Source organism: Peptoniphilus sp. HMSC062D09, assembly GCF_001811425.1.
In the GTDB taxonomy this organism is placed as follows: Bacteria; Bacillota; Clostridia; order Tissierellales; family Peptoniphilaceae; genus Peptoniphilus_A.
This window is the reverse complement of the sequence record NZ_KV804698.1, coordinates 21,718-35,008: the sequence shown is the minus strand read 5'-3', so window position 1 is coordinate 35,008 and position 13,291 is coordinate 21,718. Positions and strand designations below refer to the sequence as shown.

General features: G+C 33.8%; 3 protein-coding genes. All 3 read right to left on the bottom strand.

Annotated elements, in window-relative coordinates; genetic code table 11:
* Positions 1-40: 40 nt before the first annotated feature.
* The 3 genes from HMPREF2801_RS02285 to HMPREF2801_RS02275 all read right to left on the bottom strand — a co-directional run bounded on the left by HMPREF2801_RS02285 (position 41) and on the right by HMPREF2801_RS02275 (position 12,971).
* Positions 41-274: a hypothetical protein gene (locus HMPREF2801_RS02285; RefSeq protein WP_070610383.1), complete on the bottom strand. Its 234-nt coding sequence runs from the start codon at positions 272-274 to the stop codon at positions 41-43.
* The gene (locus tag HMPREF2801_RS02280) at positions 264-7,028 is read right to left on the bottom strand and encodes a SpaA isopeptide-forming pilin-related protein (RefSeq protein WP_070610382.1); all 6,765 of its coding nucleotides are present in this window, start codon (positions 7,026-7,028) and stop codon (positions 264-266) included. Before HMPREF2801_RS02280 ends, HMPREF2801_RS02285 begins: the two co-directional genes overlap by 11 nt.
* A 252-nt stretch (positions 7,029-7,280) precedes the next feature.
* Positions 7,281-12,971, bottom strand: a complete 5,691-nt coding sequence (locus HMPREF2801_RS02275) for a SpaA isopeptide-forming pilin-related protein (protein WP_070610381.1) — start codon at positions 12,969-12,971, stop codon at positions 7,281-7,283.
* Positions 12,972-13,291: the final 320 nt, after the last annotated feature.

The following is a 13,291-nucleotide window of genomic DNA, read 5'->3' as shown; positions in this document are numbered from 1 at the left end:
CTCCAACTAAGGAGGGTGCCTCTTCTTGTCTTTAATAGAATTAATCATAAGAGCAACACCTTCTCTCACTTGCCTTTTGGCAATTTATCATAAGAGCCTTGCCCTCATAGATTTTAAAATCATTTAAGATAAGATGATTTACCTTGTCCCTATAAGCTTTGGTAATAAGAGAACTTGCCTTGTCCTTGTTGCTACTCAGTATATGAGAACTTATCTTGCCATAGTTACTACTCGCCATTAGAGGATTACTTTTGACCTTATAACTAATCATCATAAGAAGCCCTCCTCTTTCTGCTGTAAACATAAGCCGCAGCACTCATTAGTATCAAACCAGTTACAGTAAAGATTAAAGTACCCATACCACCAGTCCAAGGATATTCACCCTTGCGGTTTTCAACTTGAATTGGTACTGTACTTTGATAATCTACATAAATCTTATCCTCTTTACCAATCTTGTCATAGTCAAGTGAATAAGTTAATTCACTGTATTTCCAGTGGTCTGAGTTCACGTCCATTTTTATACTTATAGGACTTGTTGCACTTTCTCCTAGTTTTCCTGTGACTTCTACAACTAGAGATTTTTTTGTATAGATTTCACTGTTAGTTGTTGATGGTTTTGTATAATTATTTTCTCCGTACATTCTTGCAACTGCATACATAAGTGGGTTAGCGGTACTATTTCTTGGTTCAAATTCTTTAAAGTCTTCTTCTTTTAAGTCACTTATAGACTTGTTTTCATCAAGAACAGCATATCTAATCTTTTTGCCTTCTGTATTTACAGTCCATTGATTTTCATATAATCTAAGCTGAGTATCTCCTCCATCAAAATGCCATTCCTTTTGATTTGGATTTAAAACTATTCTTTGTTTGAAAGTTTTATCTTTTTCATTTATCTCTATTGTTTGACTTGAGATTATATCATTATCTGTTTGCACTGGCCCTTGTTTTGATGATTTTTCTAATGTTTGAACCTTGCCATTTAATATTCTAAATTCTTTAATATAGCCTGGGAATTTTGAATATCCTTCTGGTGCTTTAGTTTCTTTTAATGCGTAAAAACCATCTTTTGAAAGGTTAAGACTAAACTTACCATTATTATCTGAAGTTACTGTCATAGTTTTTTCTTCACCATTTTCAGTAATCTTATATGGAGCATATTCTCCATCTTCATTTTCTTTGTAGTATACTTCAAAGACCGCATCTTTTAAGAATTTATTTTTGTCATCTCCATCGACTTTGACAAACTCAATAGGCTTGTTATTGACAACGTCAATAGTTTTTGCTGTATTTATTTCTTCAATGACTTCTTTACAATCGACCATATACTTTTTAACAATTTTGCCAGATGGTTGAACTGTAAATTCTAATACTGGTCCCTCTATCTTGACATATCCACTTGGTGCAGTGATTTCTTCTACCTTGTAGTCACCTGGTTCAAGTTTGCTAAAGTCAAAAGCTCCATCTGCTTTAGTAGTTCTTGTTTGGTTTGCTGATGTTGGCCAGTTACCATTTAAGTCTTTCTTGAATAGACCAAATGTTGCACCAGGAAGTGCTTCGCCTTTTTCGTCTAACTTCTTAAATGATATTTTGTTTATAGGGTTTACTGCTGTTAATGAAAGTTCTGCGCTTGCATCTGTTTGATTTTCATTAAATCTTGCTACGTCATATCTTCCTGCAATTACACCTGTATCACTTGTCCAAATTTCTCCAGCTGTTTCTAGTTCTTTAACATCTTCAATAGGCAATCTTCCTTTTACTTGAACAATATAACTTTGTTCGCCACCATCATCGAAGTGAATGTTTACATAGTTTGGATTGTTGAAGTAGTTATCATATACAGTTGTTAAATTCGGATCATTTTCATTTACGGCAAAGGATTCTGGCATACTATTTTCTATATTATTGCCAGATTTGTCATTTAATCTCCAAACCTTAACCTTTGCATATTCAAGAGCCTTGCTGTTTGTAGTATCCCAACGGTATGGGTCATAACGGAAGTTCCAATCTGGATAACCTCTCATATCGTATCTATTAATATAATAGTACTGTGTAAATTCACCAGTTGAAGGATCTAGTTCAAAAATCTTTCCAGATACATTGTGTTTATAATAAACAGCATATGCTTGACCCCATTGGTCATATTCCCAATAATATCCTCCACCTTGGTATTTAGGATTAGAAGTTTCGCTAGGAATATCGTAATCAATTTTAATATTTCTAGTCTTCATATCTTGGTCTTTAAGACCAATTCCCACTGCTTCACTATCTCTTGATGTTGTAATCTTGTCTAGATTTATCCAAGCTGAAAGTGATGTTGTGAATTCATTTAAAGTAAATACTTTAGCAAATTCCGTAAAGACATATTTTATAACTCCATTTTCTTTGTCATAATATGCCTTAGCTATTGTACCTACACCTTCTGCAAATATATCTAGGTTTGTAAAAGTTCTATTTTTGTAAATACCTTCTAGGTCTATAGAATCAGTAAGTTTTACTTCAAAATAGTCTCCTGGTTGTATATTCGTGCCTTTGGTAATCTTAAATTCATTTTTAATGTTAAGATTTTGCGCCTTGTGTGGGTAAATCGCATTTTCTATATTAGTTTTATCATCAGAAAGTGTCTTTTGGACTGTGACTGTAGATTCATCAAGTATAATCTTGTCTGTAATATTTCTAGTTGGAGTTGATTTGTCTTCAGCATAAGGGTCAAGGTCTTTACCACCTATAGTGAATTCCCAAACATAGTCTTTATTTACATGACCTGGATGTGGCTCAATTTCTTCTAGTCTGTAGTGACCAATGTTTAGTTGATCAAAAACAATCTTACCATTTTCATCTACCATCTTAGTAAATTCATTACCAGTACTTGAACCATCAGGATTTGTTTCATCTTTTTTGTCAAGTCTTGTTAGTTTGAATTTTGCACCTTTTTCAAGTCCAGTTGTAATATCATGGATTTTACCTAGTGGTTTATCATTTTCGTCAACTTTTGTTAGTGAAACTTTACCTTTTCCTGGCAATTCATTTATTACCTTACCGAGGTTTTTGGCAGTGGCTGCAGTTACATAGTCTATTAAGTTTCCTGTATAACCTTCTGTGTTATATAGACTACCTTGTTTATCATTGATTTCAATATAACCATTACCAGCTGGTATGATTTTTACAGTATGACCAGTTTGATCCTTTACTTCCAAGTCTTCTTTACTTGTTTTAATAGTAAAGTCTACTATAGGTCCTTCTATAGGTTTATATCCCTTTGGTGGTTGAACTTCTATTAGTCTGTAGCGACCTTCTTTTAGTCCTCTAAAACCAAAGTATCCGTTAAAGGCTGAAGATACAATCTTTTCTGACAAGTCTTGCCAGCCAAATACACCTTGGTATTCTTGGAGCATAAAGATAGCTCCTGCTAGTCTTCTATTAGCTACTTCGGTTCCTCCAATATCCCAATCATCTTTATCTTTACCATTTTTTGAAAAAGTAATGTTGTAGTCGACAGTTTCGTTGTTTACTCTTAGTGTTTCACCGTAAAGAAGATCCATGTTTTTTGATTCATATAATGAATTTATATTGGCTGAAGTTGTTACACTTAGAAGTTTTGTAGCATTTTCTCCAATAGGTGGATAGATTCTACCATTATTTTTACCTAAAGCATCTGGGTATTTTTGACCTTCTTTAGGTGTCATATCTGTTATTCCATTATTAATATTACCTTTTTGGTAAGCGGCTCCTTCATAGGATTTCCAAGTTCCATCAGCTTGCTTTTCTTGGAATTCTCTTGCACCTTCATAGAAGTCAATATTGATGTCTATACTTTCTAGTTTCTTTATTGCATCTGCTCTATTTTCAGGCTTTCTATCGAAATAGCCCTCGATGTCTATAAAGTAAACACCTTTGTCAAGGTTCAAAATATCTTCATCAAATCCCCAGTCAAATGGTCTCCACCTTGCTGTGTTAACCATAGTAACTCCAGGATTAGACAAACTGTATTTTTTCAGTACTTCGTCTGGACTTAAGTTTGGATCAGGGTTTTCAATCTTGTAGGTTGTTCTATAAGCTGTCTTTACACCGCCTACTATTGTAACTGGAGGATCTGCATTTACAAAGTCCTTTTCTTCTCTCTTATGCTTAGGAAGAATTTGAACATTTATTTTCTCATTTCCTGTATACCCTCTAGTATCAATATAGATCCTTTCTACATAAGTTCCTAGGGTAGTATCTATATTTGTTATCTTAGATGAATATTTAATTTGGTCAGTTGAGCCAAGGTTATTTCCAGCTTTTGATAAATCTGATGCTATATAGTCAGCTGGCACCTTTTCTGGTCCACTCGCTTTTACAATAAGCTTACCATTTTCTTCTGTAACCTCTAAGTTCCATGGTGCTGGAATTTTTTTGTAACCAAGTGGAGCCTCAGTTTCTTTTAGTTGATAGTAACCTTTTTCTAGCTTAACAGGTTGACCATCCCTTAAAAATTCTACTTTACCATTTTCATCTGACACTGCTTCTATTTTTTCAAAAGTTTCATCAACTGTATCATATTTATCATTTGTCATCTTAGTTAATTCAAACTTTGCTCCTGGAAGATATGTTCCATAAGTTACTTGCTTGATAACTTTAAACTCGATACCAACTTGCCTGTTAGTGATTTGTGCTGCACTACCAGCAGTAATTTCTTTCCAACCTTCTGTAGGATCTGGAGTATCATCAATTTTCTTGAATGTAGCAGAAACAGTTGCATCTCCTGCTGGCATTGTAAAGCTGTACTTACCATCTGCACCAGCTGTTAGAGCCTTACCATTCATTGTTACACTTTCGATTTCATAACCTTCATTTGGTGTAACATTCAAGTTGATTTGTGTTCCTGCTGTTGCAGAAGTTGGACTTGCTGTAATTGTTCCACCTCCTTGTGGGTTTTGAACTATTACATTAAAGTTTGTTGGAGCTTTTTCTTTCCAAAGAGCAGTTATTGTTGTATCTTCATTAACTATTATTGATGTTCCTGGTTGATATTCTGTTACATCTACTTGCCAAGCTTTAAATTCTTTTCCTTCTGGAGCAGTAAATCCATTAGCTGGCAATTGATAATTTGAACCGACATTTACTTTTACATCTGCCATTGTGCCAGAACCTTCTCCAGGGCTAAATGAAACAGTTGCTTGCTCAGGTGCTTTATCTCTCCATTGAGCAATTACAGTTAAGTCACTTGTTACAGTTATTCTATCTCCAGGATTTTTCTTTTCTCCATTTACTAGCCATCCATCAAATTCTTTTCCCTCTGGAGCTATAAATGAAGATCCTGGTAATTCGTATACTGTACCCTCTTCAACTGTTACTGGATCCATGTGCCATTGACCGCCATTTCCATCAAATGTTATTGTGTGGTTAACAGTTGTCTTTACTACTGGAACGCCAGCTTCATTAGCATAGGATTTTTCTAACCAACATTTATTTTTCCATGTTCCTGCAGTATTAAAGTTATAATTTGAACCTAAACCAATTGGATAGTTTTCATTATAATTTGTTTCAACTTCTATTAAGATAGTACCTGGATATTTTGTATTAATATTTGTAGTTTGAATTTTATTTACACCTTCAGTTACAGATGTAAACTTAACATTTGATGATATATCCGTCTTATTAGCTATTGCATCTACATCTGAACTTTGATTAATGTTTGCAAGGTTTGTATTTGCTGGCACTTGGAAAACTCTTGTCGTAACTTCACTTGGACTTATATTGTAGTTATCATAAGCTCTGTGAAATTTGATGTTACGATTTTTCTTAGCATAACCTTCTTTGTAGATAAATACTTGTTTGTATCTATTGTTTTCTTTGTCAATTTCGATTATCTTTGTGTCAATTAACTGTCCGAATTCTGAATCGGAAACATCTTCTCTCTTTGTAGGTTGAGTTGAACTTGCGTTGTCAACTTGTTCCCATCCATCCCCAGCTCTTTGTGCTTCTGGGGCTGTTTCATCAGAAATTTCTAATCCATCTGCTGAAGTTTCCTTAGCTGCATAAGCTGCCATGCCCATTTCTTTAATGGAAACAATATCAGTGTACTTGTCTGTGATTTCATCTGGACCATAAACTGTGTCAAGTTTTTCCTTTACTAAAGCTTCTTTTTTATCTGCTTCAGTCATAAAGGCTACAGACTTTTTATTTATTTCATCTTCTATGCCATAGGATGCTTGTTTAACTTTTTGCATCTTCATAGCTAGTTCTGGATTAGCATTGGTATTACTTAAAGCATATGCCTTTACTACAGAGAGCTTAGCATTTGACTCTGCTTCAGCATTTGCATTAGCTACTGCACTTGTATTTTGTGTTTTTGGATTTTCCTTAATATAAACCTTGCCTTCAGTAGTTATTCTAACTGTCCAGTCCCTATTTGCTCCTTCATAACCTGGCGCTGGTTGATCTTCTTTTAATTTATATGTGCCTGCTTTTAATCCATCAAAAGTTAGCACTCCATTTTTGCCAGTCGTCTTAATTTTTTCATCGGCAAGAGGTTCTGGACCTGTTAGCTTAAAGACTGCCCCTTGAATTGTTTCTTCAGGCTTTCCTTCTTTTACTTTCTTAATTTTAAAGCTGAATGTTTTAGCATCGTTTGTAACTTCTAAGGAGTCTTTGCCTACATAAGATCCGATAATACTTCCAGCCTCAGACTTAGTTGGTCCTTCTTCTTTGATGTCGGATACTCTTTCGTAGTAATCACTCTTCCAGTAGGTTACACCATTTTCTCTCCAGTCCATTCCAGTACCTACTCCGCCGTCATCATTCTTGTATGGAACTTTTACGTCTACTATTATAGGTTTATCTGTTGCTGGTATTTCTAGTTTTAATCTTGATTCTTGATAATGTGATGTATCTTTTGTTTTTTTCACACTATCTGTTATATCAGTTACATTATAATCTGCAAGTCTTAAATCTGAAATTAATCCACTTACTGTACCGGAAGTATTTCCGCCTTCTTTGGCATCTAGGGTATATATTTTAATTTCTTCATCGCCCTTGTACCAATCCATATTTGGATATTCTGGTTTTTGTCTTTGGATTGTAGCTTGGGTTACTGTATCAATGTCTTTCGCTTCTGGATTTATAACATATCTTTGAATAACATATTTGTCAGTTTTATTTATGGCAATAATTCTTGTACCTAAGTGCTCAGCATTTTTGCTGTTTCCTGCCCAGCCTGTCCATCTATTATCATTATTTGCCCAGCCATCTTTAGTTCTACCTTTAACATCAACCCAGTTTGTTCCATCAGCATATATTAGTTAATCATTTTGATCTAGGCCTTGATCTCCAGGTTTTAAATATTTATAAACTTCTTTGTTACCCTTATTATCTACAACTAGTACCCATTTATTATTTGTCTTATTATAACCAGCTGGCGCCTCAGTTTCTTCTATTATATAGGTTCCTTCTGTTAGTACTTTTGGAAATTTTACAACCCCGTTAATATCAGATGTTCCTGTAGCAAAAGGAGTTTGTTCACCTTTCTTTGTTATAGTAAACTTTGCTCCAGCAAGAGGTTTATTATTTGAGTCTTTTTTATAAACTATAAATTCATTTCCTACTGGTCTATTGGTAATTTTTATTAGTATTTGTTTTCCAAAATAGGACTCGCCAATTTCAGTTATACTTTTTTCGGTAATTTTCACATTGCCATCTTTATAGACAACAACTATCCAAGTACTACTTGATCCAGCATATCCGTTTGGAGCTTTGCTTTCTACAAGTGTATATAATCCTGGAGAAAGTTCTGTAAAGTTTATTTCTCCATTTTCATCTGTAGATCTGTTTATAACTTTCCCATCTTTAGAAGTTAGAGTAAAGATTGCTCCTCTTAAAGTCTTTGTTCTATCCGTTTCGTCAAATTTCTTTATAGCGAAATTAGCAGGTGTATAAGGAGAGTTTGGTAGTTTTATAACTTGACTATATAATTCTGGAATTTCTGATCCAGACTGATTAGCTGCTGCTTCGTTGTAATTTCCTTTTTGATAAGAAGCTGCTTGATTTATTCCATCTGAATAGTAGTAAAGTCTCCATAAAGATTTATATCTTTCAAAGTCCTCAACCTTAAATTTTTGAACAATTACATAACCTTCTTTTTTAGCTGAAATTTCTGGCATACCTATTTCTAATGGGTGATTTTTATGACCATCTGCATTTATAGTTCCAGATTCTTTGATTTTTGAAGGATCATAGGTAACATATATTTCGCCTTGTCTTCCTGAGAAATATTCCTCAGGATTTATATTACTTTTATCGTAAACTAGCTCGTAGATATCTGGTCTTAGTTCTGGACGAACACCAAAGGATAGTGGCATGTTACGTTCATTAGTTAGTCTGCCATTAATTCTTTCTGGCTCAACCTTGTATATTTTCATATCATCTAAGGTATAAGCTGGTTTTCCTTGGGCTGGATATACACTCATGTCAGCAACTCTTTCATTTTGTTTTGCTGAAATCCAGTCAATATTAAGAGTCCTAGCCTTTTTAGATCCCTTAGCTAGGGCATTGTAATAGATTATACCATTGAAATATTTTTCACCATTTTCTTCGTAGATATCTGTGTAATAGTTAGAAAATGGTGGTGTGCCAGCATTGTCATAATACCCAGCATAGTCAGCATTTACTTCATAAGTGTCTTTTTTGTTAAATCCATCAGGATCTACAGTTATATCAAAATAATATTTGTCACTAACGGTAGCATAGTACTTGTCAGGTATAATACCATTAATCTTAAGTGACAGGTCTACTTCATTTTCTGTCAAATTATCATTAAAGACATATGTCAACAGATTTGTATCATAGTTGAAATAAGCTGTAGCATATTTTGGACTAGGTATTTCATAAACATATTGTTTGAAGTTAAGGTTAGGGTCAAATTGAATCTTTAATGTTTTTCCTTTTGCAACATTTGTTGCATGGATTTTAGCTGTGTATATTAGGGATTCAAACATATAGGCTTCCCAAATACCTGGTCTACTTCCTATTGATCCAGAACCTGCGCCTTCAGAAATTACTAGGTTTTGTTCAACGCTAGTGACTATAGGTTTTTCTGTTTGTTCACTTATGTTTTCTGTTTCTATATAGTAATCTACGTTTGCTTCTGGAGTAGCGCCTCCGTTTTTAAATCTAGCCTTATATGTGACAGTGCCATCTTCTCCAACTGTAACATCAAATACTACATCTGAAGCTTTATAATTTTGAGGTGCTTTTTGTTCTTCTATTACATAATTCCCTGGTGATAGATTTCCAAAATCAGCCACACCATCTTCTTTTGTAATTATTGTTTGTAAAGTTTTCCCATTATTATCCATTAAGATGAAAGTTGCATTTGCCAATGGGTTTTTCTTTTGCCTATCGTCATCTACCTTTGTGATCTTTACAGGTTGTTTTGGAAAAGCTTCATTTCTTACATTTACAATTGTATCTGTAGATTCTGGACTTTGTGATGCCTTGCTCAAGCTTACAGATTTTTGAATTTTAGCATTATCTCTTGTAGCTTCTTCTGGATCAGTTAACCAATCATAAGAAACTTGACTTGCAGTTGATCCATTAGCTGTGACTTTTACTAAGAATCCCCAGTCTTCATTAAATCTATTTACAGGGAATTTAAGCTGATATCCAGTTTTGTTTGTAAAAGGATCAAGTACATTTTTATTTCCTGTAATATCATCCTTAACGCCTTGATTAACTTGGTTAGAGCCAAGATTATTTCCAACAGTATTATAAGATATATCTTGGTCTTCCATTAAATTTTTAATAGAATCTCTTTGATTTGGATATACATTAAATACTTCTACATTTGTAATTTCCCCATTATCAATACATAAGTTAAGTCTTGTATCTCTATTTGTAGAACCACCTTTGTAGTTTGATCTTGGTTTTAGGTAGATATATGTTTCTATATTTCCGTTATCATCTACCTTTCCATAGTGCATAGCATTCATGTAGTCTGGCCAGGCTGGATATTGATTGTGTTCTACAAATTGAGTTTTAGCAGTACCGTTTTCGACAGACAAGCCTTCTCCATCTACTTCAACAGTTCCATCATTATTAACAGTAACCGTTGTATTGGCATTATTGTTTTTATAACCAGCTGGCGCATTATTTTCTACAAGAGTATATGTGCCTGGTTCTAAGTTAGGGAATCTTGCTTCACCATTATCGTCAGTTACAAGTTCAATTTTGTAAGTTGAGTTATATAAAGTGAACTTAGCTCCTGATAGTCTTTTATCAAATTCTTTAGAATCCTTTTTTACTACTTTTAATGTTGCAGTACCTTCTACTTGATCTTCTCCTATATAGTTTAAGATATAGTAGATTTTGTCATCAGATTTTTGGTAATTATATCCTTCAGTGTAAGAATACTGTCCATCTGTTGGCAATTCTTGCACTAGTTTATGGTGAATTCTTTCTTCTGTACCATCACTGTTAATATTAAAATATTTGACATTATCTAAAGTTAGGTCTCTTTCAAAAACTTGATCATTTCGTCCCTTAATATCATAAGTCTTTAAGTGATTTCCATTTTGGTCTTGTACTTCGATTTTTTGATCTGGAATTGTCGCTTGAATATCCGCACTTTTATTCCACTTTTGATTTACTTTTATGTCTTGATACTTATTAATGTTTACACCAGATAGTGAATAGCCTAGTTCAGATTCTGTCAATGAAGTTTTGTATTCATAAACTGCAATTCTACCTGGTAGTTGGACGTCACTAGGATTAGTTCCTTTTTCAGGAATTTGATTATTAAGGTCTGTTTCATTTACTTTAACAACCATTTTACCGTCTTGGTCTAAACCGTAAACTGCCATCTTAGCTGAATTAATACTTTGTTCTCCAGTTAGTTCTCTTGTTGCTAGAGGGAATTTAATGTTATCATCTCCAGCAGAAACCTCGTCTGTTACAGTCCATGTTGCAGAACTTTCACTTGAAAACTCTCCAAGGATTGTTGTTCTGTTGTTCATATCAACACGTTTTGAGGTTTCTTCTTTTACGACATCTTCGCTATATCCCTTGTCAAAAATAAGTCTAACAGCACCAGATTTGTTTTTAGCTTTAAGAACAACTGATAGGTCTATAACGTACTTTGATTGAGGAGCATCTTCAACTGGAGTTCTGAAGTTGAATTTTACTTCTTTTGTATTAAAAGAAAGCGTATGGTTTTTAGATTTTACTATTCCAAGTTGTCCTTCTATAGGGTTATCGCTTAGATCTCCAGATTGGACAGGGTTACCATTTAATAAAATACTTTCAAAATCTTTTAAACCTGATCCTTTTACTAATGTAGCATTTGATATAAGTCCTAATTCTTTTAAGTCCTTTGTACCAGAAAATGTTATTGTCCAGTCAATAGCTGTTAATTTTCCATTTTCAACTATCGGTGTACCAAAGGCATCCATATAAACCTTATAATCATCGCCTTGTTCTACGATTTCGTAAACATCTTCTCCACCAGGTTCTACAATTTGATTTACTATGTTTCCTTCGTCATCAACTACTGTTTCTGGAAGTTTTACAATAGCTTGCGTTACTCCAAGTCCACTAATTGAATTTTTGATTGAGTGTTTAGTTGCGTCCCCATCTAACTGTATTATTTTTTCCACATCATAATCCACATCTATGTTTAGTGGTATCTTTACATTGTCTGCAATAGATTTTGTTACAGTATATTTTATTATCTTTGTATTTCCGTCGTAAGAAGGGGTTGCAATTTCTTGTCCATTATATTGTATAGCTTTTAGACTTAATGGATCGTTAACAGTAAGTCTGTCATCAAGATGTATTTCAAAAAATTGTCCAACTGCAATAGGTCCAGCTTGATTAGATGTTTCGTATCTTGTCCTTATAGTAAACTTTTTATTCGCTAAGCTGCCTTGGGCTGGAGCTCTAAAGAACATAAATCTAGGACTTTCTTCTTTCTCTTCTTCTTGGTACTCTTCAATTGTTTGAAGTCCTATCGCTTCTTCTTCTGGAGTCAATGGTTGTGGAATTAGAATTCCTTTTCTATCTTGATTATTAAATTCTAAAATTGCGTCTTCTCTTGCTGCGTCTTCTTCTAGTCCCTTTGTTTGTTCGTCATCTGCAAAGAAGTTTTTGATTTTATCAAGTATGCCTTCTTTTTCTTCTGTATTTTCTTTATCTTCTAATTTATTTGAATTTTCCTTTTCTAGACTAAGATCTGATTTTTCTTTTTTATCTTTTTTTATGTTTTCGACTTTGACATCGATTTTTATATCTCTAAGGCCTGGCGTTGTTATTATAAGTTCGCTAGATCCAAAGAGTCCTTCTTTTATTTCCTTATTTACGATTATATTTTCGTCCTTTAGTATATCGTCGTAAGTTAAGGTTTTCTTGTTGCCTTTAAAGTCTTCTACTTCGATTAGAAGTCCTTGGCAGTCAAGCTTGCCATCCTTGTAGATTGCCTTTATTCTGTTTACTACTCTCCAAGCTTTGTAGCCAGGCTTTTCTATTTCACTTGTTTCTAGGTTTAGGTTTTCACTAGCCTTAGCGTTTTGCTCTGCTTGCTTTGCCCTTTCTACTGCTTGGTTAAGTTTGTCTTCTGCTTTTTGTTCTCTTTGTCGCCCTGCTTCGATTATTGTGTTGTCAACTTCTTTTTGTGGTGCGGTTTCTTCTTTTGCAGGAGTTTCAATTAGTATTGATGACTCTTTTTGCCTTGCCGGTGCCTCTTGGATCTTGTTTATTTCTTTGTTGGGCTCTGCTTTTTTGGCAGGAACTGAAAACAACTCATCATCAAGGGGTTCTTTTTTAGGCTTGGTTTCTGGGCCTAGTATAGATTTACTGTCCACCCTTGGTTCGCTCATTATTGAGGTATGGTTTTCCTCTTCATCGAGAAGTGCCCTTGCTGATACAGCTACTGGACTGAACACTTCTAAAACCATTAATACAGCCAATAAAAGGCTCATGATTCTTTTCAAAATGTTATTCATTATTACTCTCCTATCTCAATCAGTCTTTGTCTATACTAGGATTTTATGTATTCTCTAGTATTGTTATATCTATTTTAATACAACAATAATAAAGTATCAATACTTTTTTTGTAAATTTTTCTTAAAAAATGGCTTGTCGCTGTCATTTTTCGAAAATTTTTTTGCCCTAAATTTTTCTATTATATATTAATTTATATAATGTATACATTTTCACCGGCTGAAACTATTGAAAATTAGCGACTCGGTATATTTCAACATTCGTAAATTATAATACTCATATTTTTATATTGATTTAAATTGTATTTTATTTATACAATTTT

What these genes read in the sequence shown, in the direction of transcription:
- HMPREF2801_RS02285 (WP_070610383.1), bottom strand. Translation starts at nt 274, where the DNA reads ATGATGATTAGTTATAAGGTCAAAAGTAATCCTCTAATGGCGAGTAGT.
- HMPREF2801_RS02280 (WP_070610382.1), bottom strand. Translation starts at nt 7,028, where the DNA reads ATGGATTGGTACAAGGGCGATGAAGAAATTAAAATATATACCCTAGAT.
- HMPREF2801_RS02275 (WP_070610381.1), bottom strand. Translation starts at nt 12,971, where the DNA reads ATGAATAACATTTTGAAAAGAATCATGAGCCTTTTATTGGCTGTATTA.